14 protein-coding genes are annotated in these 15,726 nt (G+C 59.3%); 6 read left to right on the forward strand and 8 right to left on the reverse strand.

What is annotated here, in order from left to right; all coding sequences use genetic code 11:
• The first annotated feature begins 18 nt into the window (after positions 1 to 18).
• Both AB5Y71_RS01405 and fhuB read left to right on the forward strand, forming a co-directional pair.
• Positions 19 to 903 carry an ABC transporter substrate-binding protein gene (locus tag AB5Y71_RS01405; protein ID WP_368170854.1) on the forward strand — a complete coding sequence of 295 codons (885 nt, stop codon included), beginning with the start codon at positions 19 to 21 and terminating at the stop codon, positions 901 to 903.
• Positions 900 to 2,882 carry a Fe(3+)-hydroxamate ABC transporter permease FhuB gene (gene fhuB, locus AB5Y71_RS01410; protein WP_368170823.1) on the forward strand — a complete coding sequence of 661 codons (1,983 nt, stop codon included), beginning with the start codon at positions 900 to 902 and terminating at the stop codon, positions 2,880 to 2,882. The genes AB5Y71_RS01405 and fhuB overlap by 4 nt, the downstream gene beginning before the upstream one ends.
• A gap of 59 nt (positions 2,883 to 2,941) precedes the next feature.
• Here fhuB and mnmE read toward each other — a convergent pair whose 3' ends face one another.
• The 8 genes from mnmE to AB5Y71_RS01450 all read right to left on the reverse strand — a co-directional run bounded on the left by mnmE (position 2,942) and on the right by AB5Y71_RS01450 (position 9,207).
• Positions 2,942 to 4,303: a tRNA uridine-5-carboxymethylaminomethyl(34) synthesis GTPase MnmE gene (gene mnmE / locus AB5Y71_RS01415; RefSeq protein ID WP_019445516.1), complete on the reverse strand. Its 1,362-nt coding sequence runs from the start codon at positions 4,301 to 4,303 to the stop codon at positions 2,942 to 2,944.
• 98 nt (positions 4,304 to 4,401) lie between these two features.
• Positions 4,402 to 6,048 (reverse strand): membrane protein insertase YidC, encoded by a 1,647-nt coding sequence (gene yidC, locus AB5Y71_RS01420; RefSeq protein WP_019445517.1) that lies wholly within the window; start codon positions 6,046 to 6,048, stop codon positions 4,402 to 4,404.
• Between the two features lie 5 nt (positions 6,049 to 6,053).
• Complete coding sequence (gene yidD / locus AB5Y71_RS01425) at positions 6,054 to 6,302, reverse strand: membrane protein insertion efficiency factor YidD (protein ID WP_075116235.1); 249 nt, start codon at positions 6,300 to 6,302, stop codon at positions 6,054 to 6,056.
• Positions 6,269 to 6,628: a ribonuclease P protein component gene (gene rnpA, locus AB5Y71_RS01430; RefSeq protein ID WP_005339313.1), complete on the reverse strand. Its 360-nt coding sequence runs from the start codon at positions 6,626 to 6,628 to the stop codon at positions 6,269 to 6,271. Before rnpA ends, yidD begins: the two co-directional genes overlap by 34 nt.
• Positions 6,628 to 6,762 (reverse strand): 50S ribosomal protein L34, encoded by a 135-nt coding sequence (gene rpmH / locus AB5Y71_RS01435; RefSeq protein WP_005307156.1) that lies wholly within the window; start codon positions 6,760 to 6,762, stop codon positions 6,628 to 6,630. The genes rnpA and rpmH overlap by 1 nt, the downstream gene beginning before the upstream one ends.
• A 270-nt stretch (positions 6,763 to 7,032) precedes the next feature.
• Positions 7,033 to 7,767, reverse strand: coding sequence for an amino acid ABC transporter ATP-binding protein (locus tag AB5Y71_RS01440; RefSeq protein WP_368170824.1), 735 nt, complete (start codon positions 7,765 to 7,767; stop codon positions 7,033 to 7,035).
• A gap of 12 nt (positions 7,768 to 7,779) precedes the next feature.
• Positions 7,780 to 8,448, reverse strand: coding sequence for an amino acid ABC transporter permease (locus tag AB5Y71_RS01445; RefSeq protein ID WP_013724235.1), 669 nt, complete (start codon positions 8,446 to 8,448; stop codon positions 7,780 to 7,782).
• A complete protein-coding gene (locus AB5Y71_RS01450; protein WP_368170825.1) occupies positions 8,449 to 9,207 on the reverse strand; it encodes an amino acid ABC transporter substrate-binding protein in 759 nt (252 codons plus the stop codon).
• Positions 9,208 to 9,518: 311 nt separating this feature from the next.
• Here AB5Y71_RS01450 and dnaA point away from each other — a divergent pair, with 311 nt between their 5' ends.
• The 4 genes from dnaA to gyrB all read left to right on the forward strand — a co-directional run bounded on the left by dnaA (position 9,519) and on the right by gyrB (position 15,590).
• On the forward strand, positions 9,519 to 10,889 hold the full coding sequence (gene dnaA / locus AB5Y71_RS01455; RefSeq protein WP_005339307.1) for a chromosomal replication initiator protein DnaA: 1,371 nt from the start codon (positions 9,519 to 9,521) through the stop codon (positions 10,887 to 10,889).
• Positions 10,890 to 10,972: 83 nt separating this feature from the next.
• Positions 10,973 to 12,076 (forward strand): DNA polymerase III subunit beta, encoded by a 1,104-nt coding sequence (gene dnaN, locus AB5Y71_RS01460; protein WP_005339306.1) that lies wholly within the window; start codon positions 10,973 to 10,975, stop codon positions 12,074 to 12,076.
• A gap of 2 nt (positions 12,077 to 12,078) precedes the next feature.
• Entirely contained in the window at positions 12,079 to 13,182 is a 1,104-nt protein-coding gene (gene recF / locus AB5Y71_RS01465; RefSeq protein WP_005339305.1) for a DNA replication/repair protein RecF, read from the forward strand.
• The gene (gyrB, locus tag AB5Y71_RS01470) at positions 13,179 to 15,590 is read left to right on the forward strand and encodes a DNA topoisomerase (ATP-hydrolyzing) subunit B (protein ID WP_005357188.1); all 2,412 of its coding nucleotides are present in this window, start codon (positions 13,179 to 13,181) and stop codon (positions 15,588 to 15,590) included. The genes recF and gyrB overlap by 4 nt, the downstream gene beginning before the upstream one ends.
• Positions 15,591 to 15,726 lie beyond the last annotated feature (136 nt).

Raw genomic sequence — 15,726 nt, forward strand, 5'->3', positions numbered from 1 at the left:
AACCGTTTATTGAAGAAGATGGCACCCTGCCTTATTAGCCTGCTGCTGCCACTTGCGGCGCAGGCCGAAACATCCCCGATCGCCTCTGCGCCGCTACCCCGTATCGCCACCGTCGATTGGACCATAGCCGAAACCCTGCTGGCACTCGGGGTGACGCCGCTGGCGGTGGGGGATGTTGGCCCCTATCAGGCATGGGTTGGCGAGCCACGGCTACCCGCCGGAGTGGTGGATATCGGCCTGCGCACCCAGCCCAACCGTGAGCTGCTGGCGGAGCTCAAACCCGATCGCATCCTCATCTCGCCGCTGGCGGCCCCGCTGGCGCCAACTCTTTCCCGCATTGCACCGGTGAGCACTATCGCCCTCTATGATGGGCAAACCGATCTGTGGCAGAGACTGCACGAGGTGACCCTGACCCTCGCCCGTATGGTGGGCAAAACCGCCGAGGGCGAACGGCTGCTGGCCGGGCTGGATCGGGATCTTGCCAGTATGCAGGCCGGATTGCCTGCGGATCTGCCGCCCCTGCTGGTGGTGCAGTTTATCGATGAGCGCCATGTGCGGGTGTTTGGTCGCCACAGCCTGTTCGATGCGGTGATGACGCGGCTTGGGCTGCGTAATGGCTGGCAGGAGCAGACCAATGACTGGGGTTTCTCGGTGGTCAGCATCGAGCAGTTTATGACCTTGCCAACCGCGCGGCTGGTGGTGGTCGATCCCATCCCGGTAGGGGTGAGCGAACGGCTGCAGGAGCCTGGGCTGTGGCAGCATCTGCCGCTGGTACGCCAAGTCCCCGTGCTGCATCTGCCTGCGGTCTGGAGTTTTGGCGGCGTACTTGCCGCCCGCCGTTTCGCCGGTCTGCTCAGTGATGCATTGCTGCAAGATGCCGAGCGTATGGAGGCTGGTCGATGAAGCGACTGCTCACATCGCCGCAGCTGCGGCCGGTCTCGATCCTGCTGGGGTTGACCCTCTCGCTCGCGTATTGGGAGCTGGCTCGCCAGCTGCCCGGTGCGCTCTGGTGGCAGAGCCTGTTCGCCCCCAATCTGGATGACGTCAGCCAAGCGGTGGTGCATTTCAGCTGGCTGCCCCGCTTGGTTGTCACCCTGCTGGCTGGGGCGGCGCTCGGGCTGGCAGGCACCCTGATGCAGCAGGTGCTGCGCAACCCGCTCGCGTCACCGACCACCTTGGGGGTGGCCTCCGGTGCCCAACTGGCGTTGATGATGGTGACCCTGTTTGCCCCCTCCTGGCTGTTGCTGGGGCGGGAGTGGATCGCCATGGCCGGTGGCAGCCTCGCGATGGCACTGGTGTTTGCCCTGGCCTGGCGTCGTCAGCTCAATCCGGTGGTCATCGTCTTTGCCGGGCTGGTGATCAACCTCTATCTGGCGGCCATCAGCATGGGGCTCTTGCTGTTCTTTCAGGAGGAGCTGAAAGGTTTGCTGGTGTGGGGCAGTGGCTCGCTAGTACAGAACAGCTGGAGCGGGGTGAGTTACCTGTTGCCCCGCCTGCTGGCAGCCGCTTTGCTGGCCGCAGTACTGGTGCGCCCGCTGGCGGTGCTGGAGCTGGATGATGCCAGCGCCCGCAGTCTGGGGGTCTCCCTGCAGCATCTGCGTTTTGCCGGACTGGGGCTGGCGGTGTTTGTCACCGCTTGCGTGGTGAGCGTGGTGGGGCTGATCGGCTTTATCGGGCTGGCAGCGCCCGCCATGGTGCGGCTGCTCGGGATCCGCCAGCTCGGCCAGCGGCTGCTGTGGGCACCGATCCTCGGTGCCCTGCTGCTGGCGGCGACCGATCTGCTGCTGCAGAGCCTGAGCCGCTTCTGGCCAGTCTTGATCCCCACCGGAGCCATGACCGCCCTGCTGGGGGCTCCGCTGCTGCTCTGGCTGATCCCGCGCCTGGGTATCAAGTCGGGTACGCCGAAGGCTAACGCCGGCCTGCTGGTGGCCCGCCATCCGGCACCGGCTCGCCTTATTGGCCTGTTGTTGGTCGGGCTGCTGCTGGCCGTGGTCGCCTCCCTGCTGGTTGGGCAGGGAATGACGGGCTGGAGCTGGCCGAGCTGGCTCCGCTGGCAGGCCCAATTGGAGTGGCGGCTGCCGCGCACTCTGGCTGCGGGGGCGGCTGGCGTGCTGCTGGCGCTGGCGGGCACCCTGTTGCAGCGGGTCAGCAACAACCCTATGGCGAGCCCGGAGTTGCTGGGGGTGAGCGGCGGCACCTTTATGGGGGTGATAGCGACGGCGTTGTTGCTGCCTGCATTGCCCCTGCCGCTGATGCTGGTCGGTGGCCTGCTCGGTGCCTTCGGCTGCCTGTTGCTGCTGGTGGTGGTCAATCGCAAGCACGGCTTCCAGCCGGAACGGATCCTGCTCTCAGGTATCGCCATCACGGCGTTGTTTGAGCCGCTGCAGGCCATCGCGCTGGCCAACGGTGACCTGCGGGTGCAGCAACTGCTCTCCTGGATGTCCGGTTCTACCTATTACGTCACCCTGCCGGTGGCTTATGGGCTGGTGGGGCTGGCGCTTTTGATGCTGGCCGCCTGCCTGCTGGTGAGTCGCTGGCTCGATCTGCTGCCGATGGGGGCGGCGGTAGCTACTGCACTCGGCATTCGCCTCAACCGTGCCCAGCTTGCCATCCTGCTGCTGGTGGCCGTGCTCACTGCCAGCGCCACCCTGGTGGTCGGGCCGCTCTCATTCGTCGGTCTGCTGGCGCCACATATGGCAAAGCTGATGGGGTTGGTGCGAGCACGCTGGCACCTGCTTGGGGCCGCCGCTTCCGGCGCCCTGTTGATGGTGTCGGCTGACTGGGTCGGCCAGCAGATCCTCTTCCCGCAGGAGGTGCCGGTCGGGCTGGTCTCCACCCTGTTAGGGGGCGCTTACTTCATGTGGTGCCTGCGTCGCCTCTAGGTTTGCGGACAAAAAGCCCGGGATGAACCCGGGCTTTTTATTGTCTGCTGAGCGGAGAGTTACTTGCCGATGCAGAAGCTGGAGAAGATGCGGCCCAGCAGATCGTCGGAGCTGAATTCGCCGGTGATCTCGGAGAGAGACTCCTGCGCCAGGCGCAACTCTTCGGCTACCAGCTCGCCGGCCACGAACACTTCCAGCTGCTCCTTGGCCACCAGCAGGCGCTCGGCGGCGCGCTCCAGAGCATCCAGATGGCGGCGACGGGCCATAAAGCCCCCTTCGGTGTTGCCCTGGAAACCCATGCAGGCTTTCAGGTGCTCACGCAGGGCTGGCAGCCCCAGCTCGGTCTTGGCGGAGATGCGGTAGACGGCGTGGCCCTGCTCCTGACTCGGTGCCAGATCCTCGCCGGTCAGGTCGGCCTTGTTGCGAATCACGGTGAGGCCGATGTTTTTTGGCAACCGATCAACAAATTCCGGCCAGATCTCTCGCGGGTCAACCGCGTCGGTGGTGGTGCCATCCACCATAAACAGCACCCGATCGGCCTGTTCGATCTCGGCCCAGGCGCGCTCGATACCGATCTGCTCCACCTTGTCCTGAGTGTCGCGCAGACCGGCGGTGTCGATGATGTGCAGCGGCATGCCATCGAGATGGATATGCTCGCGCAGCACGTCGCGGGTGGTACCGGCAATCTCGGTGACGATGGCCGACTCACGGCCCGCCAGGGCATTTAGCAGGCTCGATTTGCCGGCGTTGGGACGACCGGCGATCACCACCTTCATCCCTTCCCGCAGCAGGGCGCCCTGTTTGGCTTCCCCGCGCACGTCGTCCAGCTCGGACATGATGGCGTAGAGGTCGCCCGCCACCTTGCCGTCGGAGAGGAAGTCGATCTCCTCGTCCGGGAAGTCGATGGCCGCTTCCACGTAGATGCGCAGCCGGATCAGGCTCTCCACCAGTTGCTGGATTTTGCTGGAGAACTGCCCCTGCAGGGAGTGCATGGCGCTGCGGGCGGCCTGTTCGCTGGAGGCTTCAATAAGGTCAGCGATAGCTTCGGCCTGGGCCAGATCCAGCTTGTCATTGATGAAGGCGCGCTCGCTGAACTCGCCGGGGCGGGCAGGGCGGATGCCATCGATTTTCAGAATGCGGCGGATCAGCATGTCCATGATGACGGGGCCGCCGTGGCCCTGCAGCTCCAGCACATCCTCGCCGGTGAAGCTGTTGGGGGCTTTGAACAGTAGGGCTATGCCCTGATCCAGTACCTGGCCTTGCTCATCCTTGAACGGCAGATATTCGGCGTAGCGCACCCGCGGGAGCTTGCCGAGCACTATCCCGGCGACCTGTTCGGCGGCGGGGCCGGAGACCCGGACTATGCCGACGCCACCACGGCCTGGCGCGGTGGCCTGGGCCACGATCGTATCTGTTGTCATCTTGCTTGGCTCGTTTGTTCGCTGATAGGAAAACGTAGTGGGGACATTGTAATAAAAAAGGCGGCCCGAAGGCCGCCTCTTTTGTCATCACGGGAAGATTAGCTGCGTGAATGCAGTCCTTTCTTCTCCAGCTGACGATAGATGATGGTCTGCTGGATGATGGAGATGACGTTGCTCACCAGCCAGTAGAGAGTCAGGCCAGCCGGGAACCATAGGAACATGAAAGTGAAGATGATCGGCATGAACTGCATCACTTTCTGCTGCATCGGGTCGGTTACGGTGGTCGGGCTCATCTTCTGCAGATACCACATGGAGGCACCCATGAGGATTGGCAGCACGAAGAAGGGGTCCTTCACTGACAGGTCAGTGATCCACAAGGCAAACGGCGCGTGACGCAGCTCAACGGACTCCATCAGTGCCCAGTAAAGGGCGATGAAGATCGGCATCTGAACCAGGATCGGCAGGCAGCCACCCAGCGGGTTGACCTTCTCCTTCTTGTACAGCTCCATCATGCCCTGAGACATCTTCTGGCGGTCGTCGCCGAAGCGCTCGCGCAGGGCCGCAATCTTGGGTTGCAGCATGCGCATCTTGGCCATGGAGGTGTACTGGGCCTTGGTCAGCGGGAACATGATGCCGCGTACCAGCAGGGTCAGCATGATGATGGCCAGACCCCAGTTCTGGACGAAACCGTGGAACACGGTCAGCAGCCAGTGCAGCGGTTGGGCGATGAACCACAGCCAGCCGTAGTCGACGGTCAGGTCGAGGTGGTTAGCCACCTTGGCCATCTGGTCTTGCAGCTTGGGACCGACCCACAGCTTGCTGGTCACTTCAGCCTGTTGGCCGGCAGCCACGTCAACCAGCGGCGCCTTGTAACCGATGATGGCCTGGCCTTTACCAGGGATCACACGGCTGTAGAAGCTGTTGGCATCATCGGCATTCGGAGCCCAGGCAGAGACGAAGTAGTGTTGCAGCATGGCGACCCAACCACCCTTGGTGGTCTTGTTCAGGTCGGCATCTTTCATCTCGTCGAAGGTGTACTTCTTGTAGCGGGTATCTTCAGTGGAGAAGGCACCACCACGGTAAGCGCTGGCTACCATGGCATGACCTTCCTGATCCTTCGGCGTTGCTACGGTCTGCTTCAGCTGACCATAGAACTGCACCTGAACCGGCTCGGCAGATTTGTTGTCGATCTTGTAATCAACGCCAACGGCATAGTCGCCACGCTTGAGGATGAACTCCTTGGTGAAGACCACGCCCTTGCTGTCGGTCCAGGTCATCGGAACGACGACTTGATCCTGACCATCGGCCAGCTGATAGCTGGTCTGGGCGGCTTCATAGGTAGGACGACCTTCGGCCTGACTGTCCGGACCGTTGCGACCCACCAGACCGCTCTGGGCGATATAGAGGTGCTCAGGCTTGCTGGTCAGCAGCACGAACGGTTGGTCCTTGCCCTCTTCCAGTTTGTGAGACAGCAGTTCGGCAGACACGACGTCACCACCCTGGGTATCCAGGGTCAGCTTGAGCACGTCAGAGGAGACGGTGATCAGCTTGCGTGCGGCAGTCGCGTTGGCTTGCTCGGAAACCTGAGGAATATCACCGGTCTGACCGGCTTCAGGTACGAAATGTTCGGTTTGGGCCACGGTAGTCGGGGCCGGCTTCGGAGCCTTGTCGGACTCCCACTGTTGCCAGAGCAGAAAGCTCACGAACAGCAAACCGATCAGGAGTAGATTGCGTTGTGATTCCATAGTCTTCAGTTTCTTCGCTTTGGTTGCGGAACCGGGTCATAACCACCCTCGGATAAGGGATGGCATTTTAATAGACGTTTGCTAGCTAACCAAACGCCTTTTATGAAACCGTGAAGTCGGATGGCTTCTATCGCAAATTGGGAACAAGTTGGAGTAAAACGGCAGCGCGGCCCGAGCAGAGGGCTAATGATTAGCTGATACAGGCGTATCAGTTTGATAGCTACCCATTGCAACGGCGTGACAGGGTGCGCCATAGCTTTTCCAGTAACTTGAACAGTTCCTCGTTATCCATCTCTTTCACACCGGCTTTGGCGATCACCACGATGTCGATAGCGGGCAGCTGATGTTGTTTGAGGCGGAAACTTTCCCGGACCACCCGTTTGACACGGTTACGCCAGACGGCACGCTTGAGTGCTTTTTTGGGCACAGCGAGACCAAGACGAGAGTGTTCGAGTGAATTGGGGCAGGCGAGAAGCGTAATTTGCGGGGAAGCAGCCCGGACAGGCTCGGCGAAAACGCGTTTGAAGTGTTCGGGAGTTAACAGACGTAACTCCCGAGAGAAGGTGTGCTGGGTAGGCATTAAACTACCAGACGGGCACGACCCTTGGCACGACGAGCGGCCAGAACTTTACGACCGTTGGCAGTTGCCATGCGGGCGCGGAAACCGTGAGAGCGCTTGCGCTTCAGGTTGGACGGTTGAAAAGTACGTTTCATGATTCGATTCCGTATTTCTGTACAGTTTTGATTGTCACACTTAGCCGACGCGCCAGCTATAGCGTGTGACGACTAGCAAAAGAGGCCGAATTCTAAACAGAGTTCGGCTTTTAGTCAATCCGCCGTTCCCTCTCATCCTGCCATGGTCTTGAAAAGGCCACTGCCGAGCGTGAGGATCCAGAGGATCAAGGGCTCAGGATTATACTGGCAACCCGGGGTTAAACAAGGGATCCCTCAATAAAAAAGGCGGCCAGGCCGCCAAAGAGAGAGCTATTTAAGGACTTTCCGCAAGAACTCCCGGGTACGGGGATCCTTGGGATCGACCAATATCTGATCCGGCGGGCCCTGCTCGACGATCCGCCCTCCTTCCATGAAGATCACCCGATCGGCAACATCACGAGCAAATTCAATCTCATGAGTCACCACCACCATGGTCTGGTGCTGGCGGGCCAACTCTTTCATCAGTCCCAAAACCTCGTCGACCCACTCGGGATCGAGGGCCGAGGTAGGCTCGTCAAACAGGATTACCTTGGAGTGGGCCGCCATGGCGCGGCCAATGCCGACCCGCTGCTGCTGGCCGCCGGAGAGGGAGGCCGGATAGGCATCCTGCTTGTCGGCAAGACCAATGTCCTTGAGGATGCCGAGCGCTGTGGCGCGGGCCTCCGCTTTTGGCTGCTTCCAGACGGTGATCAGCCCTTCGGCGATGTTGTCGAGCGCTGTTTTGTTGGCAAACAGGGCGTAGTTCTGGAACACGAAGGAGGCCCGCTTGCGCAGCTCGATCGCCTGCTGTTCACTGGCCTTGGCCAGATTCAGCTTGAGATCGTCGATGGCCAGGGTGCCCGCATCCGGGGTCTCCAGCAGGTTCAGGCAGCGCAACAGAGTCGACTTGCCGGTGCCGGAGGGGCCGATGATGACGACAATTTCCCCCTTTTTGACCTCCAGATCGATGCCGTTGAGCACCTGATTGCCGTAATATGCCTTGGAGAGGCCGGTTAGCTTGATCATGAGAGCCCTCCTTTAATAGGCACGGTTGAGACGAATTTCCAGCAGATGCTGCAAGCGGGTAAAGAAGATCACCACCACCCAGTAGATCAGCGCCACCGCCATAAAGCTCTCGAAGAACTTGAAGGAGGAGGAGGCTTCCATCTGCGCTTTGCCCATGATCTCGGCCACTCCCAGGGTGAACGCCAGCGAGGTGCTTTTGATCATGTCGATGAAGTAGTTCATCAGCGACGGGGTGGCGATGCGTGCCGCCTGCGGCAGGATGATCCGCTGCATCGCCTGATAACGGCTCATGCCGATACTGAGCGCCGCTTCCATCTGGCTTTTGTGAATGCCGAGGATGGCTGCGCGGATCGACTCGGCCATGTAGGCGGCGAAGTGCAGGGTCAGACCGACGATGGCGGCGGTAAAGGCATCCATCCCCACGAAGATCGGGAATAGTTGTGGCAGTCCGTAGTAGAGCAGGAACAGCTGAACGAGTAGCGGTGTACCCCGAAAGAACGAGATATAGAGCATCGCCAGCCAGTGAATCGCGGGGACGCGAAACACCCGTACTATCGCCAGGGCCAGCGAGAGTACGAGTGCCAGCACGAATCCCCACAGGGCCATTTCCATCGTGGTGCCCAGGTATTTGAGCAGGATGGGAAACAGCCCCAGCGTGTATTCGAGGTCAAATTCCATCATTTATTTGTCGGTGATGTCGGAAGCGAACCATTTCTCGGAGATCTGACGCAGGGAGCCATCCTTGCGCATGGCGGTCAGGGCCTTGTCGACCTTCTTCAGCAGCGCCTGTTTCTCCGGGGTCTTCAGGAAGGGCAGGGCGTTCTCGATAGTCTCGAACGGTGCGCCAGCCTGTTGCAGCGGCAGCTTGGACTCTTTGATCAGCTGGGCGGTGGAGACGCGGTCCATCACGAAGGCATCGATGCGACCCAGGGCAACATCCTGCTCGAAGGCGGAGTCATAGGTGCGGATATCGATCTTCTTGTTCGGGTCATTCTTGCGCAGCAGCTCTTCAAAGTTGGACCCCAGGTTCACGGCCACCTTCTTGCCTTCCAGATCCTTGATGCCATGAATGGTGCTGTTGCCCTTGCGTACCACGATCTGGGCGCCGTCATAGACGTAAGGCTGGGAGAAGTCGTACTTCGCCTTGCGCTCGTCGGTGATGGTGATCTGGTTGGATATGGTGTCGATGCGGCCGGTTTCCAGCATGCCGAACAGGCCGGAGAAGCTGGCGGTCACGAATTCGACCTTGTAGCCGGTGCGCTCGCCGATCTGGTTCCACATATCCACTTCAAACCCTTGCAGCTTGTCCTGCTTGACGAAGGTGAACGGGAAATATTTGCCAGACATGCCGACCTTGATGGTCTCCTGGGCTATGGCCTGACCGGACAGGGTGGCGAGCAGGATGGCTGCGCCGGAAATCAGTTTGATGGATGTTTTCATGGTGTTTCTCTCTCTCAATGTCTTGTATTTGTAGTTGTAATAACTGGTTTGGCCCTGATGTTATTGGAATAAAATTTAAAAAATAAATGACATTTGGTTATATGAAATAACAGGAGAGAAGCACGGGATCGACCAATCAGGACGGTGGATCAAGCTGTGGGTAACTTTGGGGATGAAATCCGATCCAAAGGCGCTGGATCCTTGAAAGTCAAGGATCTTATTTGCTGGATCCACCGGGCGATGGCTGGAGATCCGGCGGCTAAAAACGTAGAATAGCCGGTCTTTAGTTAATCAATCGACAGGAGTTTAGAGTGACTGCTTCGCTATGGCAGCAGTGCCTTAACCGGCTGCAAGATGAGTTGCCCTCGGCAGAATTCAGCATGTGGATCCGGCCGCTTCAAGCGGAGTTGAGTGACAATACTCTGACCCTGTATGCACCGAATCGCTTTGTTCTGGACTGGGTACGAGACAAGTATCTCATCCGGGTTAACGGCATCATCAACGAACTCTGCGGGGTCGACGGCCCCGCCCTGCGTTTTGATATAGGCAATCGTCCCCATCCTGTTGCTGTCGCCAGAGCGCCGGTACAGGGTGCCGCGCCTGTGAATAACTTGCAGAAGAGCTGGGAAAGCAAGGCTGAAGCCAAGCCCGAGCCGAACCACAAGAGCAACACCAACGTGAACTATACCTTCGAGAATTTCGTCGAGGGTAAGTCCAACCAGTTGGCGCGTGCGGCTGCCCGTCAGGTAGCGGACAATCCGGGTGGTGCTTACAACCCGCTGTTCCTCTATGGCGGCACCGGCCTGGGTAAAACCCACCTGCTGCACGCCGTTGGCAATGCCATCAAGGAGAGTAAAAAAGATGCCAAAGTCATCTATATGCACTCCGAGCGGTTTGTTCAGGACATGGTGAAAGCGCTGCAAAACAACGCCATTGAAGAGTTCAAGCGTTACTACCGCAGCGTCGATGCCCTGCTCATCGATGACATCCAGTTCTTCGCCAACAAGGAGCGCTCCCAGGAGGAGTTCTTCCATACCTTCAATGCCTTGCTGGAAGGTAACCAGCAGATCATCCTCACCTCGGATCGCTATCCTAAGGAGATCAACGGTGTCGAGGATCGCCTCAAGTCCCGCTTCGGCTGGGGCCTGACCGTGGCGATCGAACCGCCGGAGCTGGAGACCCGCGTCGCGATCCTGATGCGCAAGGCAGACGAGAACCAGATCCATCTGCCGGACGAAGTGGCCTTCTTCATTGCCAAACGTCTGCGATCCAACGTCCGTGAACTGGAAGGCGCCCTCAACCGGGTGATCGCCAACGCCAACTTCACCGGCCGTGCCATCAACATCGATTTCGTGCGCGAAGCGCTGCGCGACCTGTTGGCACTGCAGGAGAAGCTGGTCACCATCGACAATATCCAGAAGACGGTGGCGGAGTACTACAAGATCAAGCTGGCGGATCTGCTCTCCAAGCGTCGTTCCCGCTCCGTTGCCCGTCCGCGCCAGCTGGCGATGGCACTGGCCAAGGAGCTGACCAACCACAGTTTGCCGGAGATAGGTGATGCCTTTGGTGGCCGTGACCACACTACCGTTCTTCATGCCTGCCGCAAGATCGAGCAGCTGAAGGAGGAGAGTCACGACATCAAGGAGGATTATTCCAACCTGATCCGTACCCTTTCTTCCTGATAACGGAATCGAGTGGACAGATGCAGCGCGAATATTCCAACCTGATCCGAATCTTTTCCTCCTAATCACAACGGAGAGCACAGATGCAGCTCGAAATTAGCCGTGAGGCCCTGTTACGTCCTCTGCAACTGGTGTCCGGCGCCCTCGGCGGCCGACCGACCCTGCCGATCCTCGGCAACGTGCTGCTTGATGTCAGCAACGGTCTGCTGTCACTGACCGGTACCGATCTCGAAGTAGAGATGATCGGTCAGGTCTATCTGAATGGGGCCAGCGAAGATGGCCGCACCACAGTACCGGCGCGCAAGCTGCTGGATATCTGCCGTGGTCTGCCGGAAGGCGCCGAGATCCGTCTCAATACCGAAGGCGAGCGCCTGATCATCCGGTCCGGTCGCTCCCGCTTCAACCTCTCGACCCTGCCGGCGACCGAGTATCCGAACATCGAGGATTGGGAATCCGTGCTCGAGTTCGATATCAGCCAGCTGGAGCTGAAGAAGCTGATCGATGCGACCCAGTTCTCCATGGCCAGCCAGGACGTGCGTTACTACCTGAACGGCATGCTGTTCGAGAGCGAAGGTCACGGTCTGCGTACCGTGGCGACCGACGGTCACCGTCTGGCCACCTGCCGCCGCGAGGTAGTAGGGGAATCGCTGCCCGATCATCAGGTTATCCTGCCGCGCAAAGGGGTACTGGAGCTGGTGCGTCTGCTGGAAGCAGAAGACAAGCCGGTGCGGCTGCAGATCGGCCGCAGCAACCTGCGTGCTGCGCTGGACGGCTTCATCTTCACCTCCAAGCTGGTGGATGGCCGCTTCCCGGATTGGCGCCGCGTCATTCCGCGCAACAGCGACAAGGCCCTGATCGCCGGTCGTGAGGATCTGCGTCAGGCGTTTGCCCGCGCCGCCATCCTCTCCAACGAGAAATTCCGTGGGGTGCGTCTCAATCTGCAGGAAAACCTGCTGCGCATCACCGCCAACAACCCGGAACAGGAAGAAGCCGAAGAGCTGCTTGACGTACAATATGCCGCTGGCGAGATGGAGATCGGCTTTAACGTCTCTTATGTGCTGGACGTGCTGAATACGTTAAAATGTGACCAAATTCGGATTAGCCTGAGCGATTCCATCAGCAGTGCCATTATTGAGGATTTTGAACATCAGGATGCTCAGTACGTGGTGATGCCGATGCGGATCTAGTCGTGTCCCTGGTCAAACTCCAGCTCAGCGACTTTCGCAATATCCAGCAAGCCAGTCTCAAGCTGTCGCCCGGCCTCAACATTCTGGTCGGGTGCAATGGCAGCGGCAAGACCAGCGTGCTGGAAGCCATTCACTACCTTGGTCTGGGGCGCTCCTTTCGCACTCATTTGACCGGGCGGGTCATCCGCCAGGGGGAGAGGGCGTTTACCCTGTTTGCCCAGTGTGAACTGGAGGGGCGTCAGGTACCGATCGGTCTTGCCAAAGACAAGAGTGGCGAGACCCAGCTCAAGATTGCCGGGGCGCAGGCCCAGCGGCTGGCCGATTTGGCGGAGCTGTTGCCGGTGCAGTTGATCCATCCCGATGGCTTCAACCTGCTGACGGGCGGGCCTCAGGCTCGCCGCGCCTGGCTCGATTGGGGGGTCTTCCATCAGGAGCCGACCTTCTTTGCCCTGTGGGGGCGAGTGCGGCGGCTGCTGAAACAGCGCAATGCGCTGCTGCGCCAGAGCACCCAGTACCGCCAGCTGGCGTTCTGGGATCAGGAGCTGGTGCGGCTGGGGGGTGAGCTGGCCGAGTTTCGCGCCAGTTATTGTCAGGCCATTACGCCCCTGATCAAGGAGATGACGGCGGATTTTCTGCCGGAATTCGATATCAGTCTCGGCTTTTACCGGGGCTGGGAGAAAGACACTCCCCTCGGCGATCTGCTGGAGGCGGGGTTTGAGCGGGATCGGGCGCTGGGCTATACCGGTGTCGGTCCACAGAAAGCCGATGTTCGCCTCAAGGCGAACGGGGTACCCGCTCAGGATATTTTGTCCCGGGGTCAGCTGAAGTTGCTGGTCTGCGCCATGCGACTGGCCCAAGGGCTCTATTTGAATCAACATAGCAGCCGTGGCTGTATTTTTTTAATTGACGATTTTGCCTCTGAACTGGATGTCGACAAGCGCCGCTTGCTGGCCGCAAGGCTGAAGCAGTGTGCGTCCCAGGTGTTTATCACCGCCATCGACACCGGTCAGCTCGCAGACATGATGGATGCGAATGACTGCAAGTTGTTCCACGTGGAACAGGGTAAAATCTCCGAAACGTTAGAGAAGGCAGAGAGTAAGCTATGAGTGAAAATACTTACGACTCCTCGAATATCAAGGTGCTGAAGGGCCTGGATGCGGTCCGCAAGCGCCCGGGGATGTATATCGGCGATACGGATGATGGCTCGGGTCTGCACCACATGGTGTTCGAGGTCGTCGATAACTCCATTGACGAGGCGCTCGCTGGCTACTGCTCCGATATTCTGGTCAAGATCCATTCCGACGGTTCTGTCTCTGTGCGTGACAATGGCCGGGGTATCCCGGTAGACATGCACGAGGAGGAGGGCCGCTCCGCCGCAGAGGTCATCATGACCGTGCTGCACGCTGGCGGTAAGTTTGATGACAACTCCTACAAGGTTTCCGGTGGTCTGCACGGCGTGGGTGTCTCGGTAGTTAACGCCCTCTCTGACAAGCTGTTGCTGACTATTCGTCGTAACGGTCACGTCTACGAGCAGACCTATCATCTGGGTGAGCCACAGGCGCCGCTCAAGCAGATTGGCGACAGCACCGGCACCGGTACCGAAGTTCGCTTCTGGCCGAGCCCTGCCATTTTCAGCGATACCCTGTTCCACTACGAGATCCTGGCCAAGCGCCTGCGCGAGCTCTCCTTCCTCAACTCCGGTGTCTCCATCCGTCTGCAAGACGAGCGTGATGGCCGCGAGGCGCATTTCTGCTACGAGGGTGGCATCAAGGCATTCGTTGAATACCTGAACCAGAACAAGACCCCGATCCACCCGAAGGTGTTCCATTTCACCACCGAGCAGGATGGTATCGGCGTGGAAGTGGCGATGCAGTGGAACGACGCCTATCAGGAAGGGGTCTACTGCTTCACCAACAACATCCCGCAGCGGGATGGTGGTACTCACCTCGTTGGCTTCCGTACCGCGCTGACCCGTACTCTGAACTCCTATATGGATAAAGAGGACTACAGCAAGAAGGCCAAGTCTGCCGCCAGTGGCGACGACGTGCGTGAAGGTCTGATTGCCGTTATCTCCGTCAAGGTGCCGGATCCCAAGTTCTCCTCCCAGACCAAAGACAAGCTGGTCTCTTCCGAAGTGAAGACCGCCGTTGAACAGGCGATGGGTGAGAAGCTGGCCGACTTCCTGCTGGAAAATCCGGGCGATGCCAAGATCGTGGTCAACAAGATCATCGATGCGGCCCGTGCCCGTGAAGCGGCCCGCAAAGCCCGCGAACTGACCCGCCGCAAAGGTGCGCTGGATATCGCCGGTCTGCCCGGCAAGCTGGCTGACTGTCAGGAAAAAGACCCGGCTCTTTCCGAACTCTACATAGTGGAAGGGGACTCTGCTGGCGGTTCCGCCAAGCAGGGTCGCAACCGTAAGAACCAAGCCATCCTGCCGCTCAAGGGCAAGATCCTGAACGTAGAGAAGGCCCGTTTCGACAAGATGATCTCCTCGCAAGAGGTGGGCACCCTGATCACCGCACTGGGCTGCGGTATCGGTCGTGACGAGTACAACCCGGACAAGCTGCGTTATCACAACATCATCATCATGACCGATGCGGACGTCGATGGTGCGCACATCCGAACCCTGCTGCTGACCTTCTTCTATCGTCAGATGCCGGAAATCATCGAACGTGGCTACGTCTACATCGCCCAGCCGCCGCTCTACAAAGTGAAAAAGGGCAAGCAGGAGCAGTACCTGAAAGACGAAGACGCGCTGCTGCAGTACCAGACCGCCATGGCGTTGGATGGTGCTACCCTGCACGTTAACGAGTCTGCCCCGGCCATCGGTGGCGAGGCGCTGGAGCGTTTGGTCAACCAGCACCGCTCGGTGACTCACCTGATCACCCGCATGTCTCGTCGTGCGCCGGAAGCCGTGCTGACCCAGCTGATCTATCAGCCGGAGCTGAACGAAGCACTGCTGAACAGCGAGAGTGATCTGCTGGCCTGGTGTCAGGGTATGGAAGCCGTGCTCAACGAGAGCAACCACGGTATCCAGTACCAGATCCAGGTTCGTCGTGACGAAGAGCGCAGCCTGTACGTGCCGCACGCCGTGGTACGTCAGCACGGTGTCGACCGCGAATATCCGCTCAGCTACGACTTCCTGCAGTCCGGTGAGTACCGTCAGCTGGTTTCGCTGGGCAAGGAGATCGCTAACCTGATCGAGGAAGGTGGTTTCATCAAGCGTGGCGAGAAGGTCAAGCCGGTTGCCAACTTCGTAGAAGCCGTCGAGTGGCTGATGGGCGAAGGCAAACGCGGCATCTACATCCAGCGCTATAAAGGGCTGGGAGAGATGAACCCGGACCAGCTGTGGGAAACCACCATGGATCCGGAAGCCCGCCGCATGCTGCGCGTCACCATCGACGACGCCGTCGGCGCTGACCAGCTCTTCTCCACCCTGATGGGTGATGCTGTTGAGCCGCGTCGTGACTTTATCGAGACCAACGCCCTGCGCGTAGCCAACCTCGACGTCTAATCGACGCTGTCTGTGGGATCTCATTGCAAATGAAATGACGTCTCATATCTGTGCAATGGCATCTCATTGGGAATGATATAGGAAAGGGAGGCTTGTGCCTCCCTTATAATTATCTACTGCTACACGGAGAGCCTAT

Source organism: Aeromonas sp. R9-2 (assembly GCF_040908025.1).
In the GTDB taxonomy this organism is placed as follows: Bacteria; Pseudomonadota; Gammaproteobacteria; order Enterobacterales; family Aeromonadaceae; genus Aeromonas; species Aeromonas veronii.

What these genes read in the sequence shown, in the direction of transcription:
- AB5Y71_RS01405 (WP_368170854.1), top strand. Translation starts at nt 19, where the DNA reads ATGGCACCCTGCCTTATTAGCCTGCTGCTGCCACTTGCGGCGCAGGCC.
- fhuB (WP_368170823.1), top strand. Translation starts at nt 900, where the DNA reads ATGAAGCGACTGCTCACATCGCCGCAGCTGCGGCCGGTCTCGATCCTG.
- mnmE (WP_019445516.1), bottom strand. Translation starts at nt 4,303, where the DNA reads ATGACAACAGATACGATCGTGGCCCAGGCCACCGCGCCAGGCCGTGGT.
- yidC (WP_019445517.1), bottom strand. Translation starts at nt 6,048, where the DNA reads ATGGAATCACAACGCAATCTACTCCTGATCGGTTTGCTGTTCGTGAGC.
- yidD (WP_075116235.1), bottom strand. Translation starts at nt 6,302, where the DNA reads ATGGCGCACCCTGTCACGCCGTTGCAATGGGTAGCTATCAAACTGATA.
- rnpA (WP_005339313.1), bottom strand. Translation starts at nt 6,628, where the DNA reads ATGCCTACCCAGCACACCTTCTCTCGGGAGTTACGTCTGTTAACTCCC.
- rpmH (WP_005307156.1), bottom strand. Translation starts at nt 6,762, where the DNA reads ATGAAACGTACTTTTCAACCGTCCAACCTGAAGCGCAAGCGCTCTCAC.
- AB5Y71_RS01440 (WP_368170824.1), bottom strand. Translation starts at nt 7,767, where the DNA reads ATGATCAAGCTAACCGGCCTCTCCAAGGCATATTACGGCAATCAGGTG.
- AB5Y71_RS01445 (WP_013724235.1), bottom strand. Translation starts at nt 8,448, where the DNA reads ATGATGGAATTTGACCTCGAATACACGCTGGGGCTGTTTCCCATCCTG.
- AB5Y71_RS01450 (WP_368170825.1), bottom strand. Translation starts at nt 9,207, where the DNA reads ATGAAAACATCCATCAAACTGATTTCCGGCGCAGCCATCCTGCTCGCC.
- dnaN (WP_005339306.1), top strand. Translation starts at nt 10,973, where the DNA reads ATGCAGCTCGAAATTAGCCGTGAGGCCCTGTTACGTCCTCTGCAACTG.
- gyrB (WP_005357188.1), top strand. Translation starts at nt 13,179, where the DNA reads ATGAGTGAAAATACTTACGACTCCTCGAATATCAAGGTGCTGAAGGGC.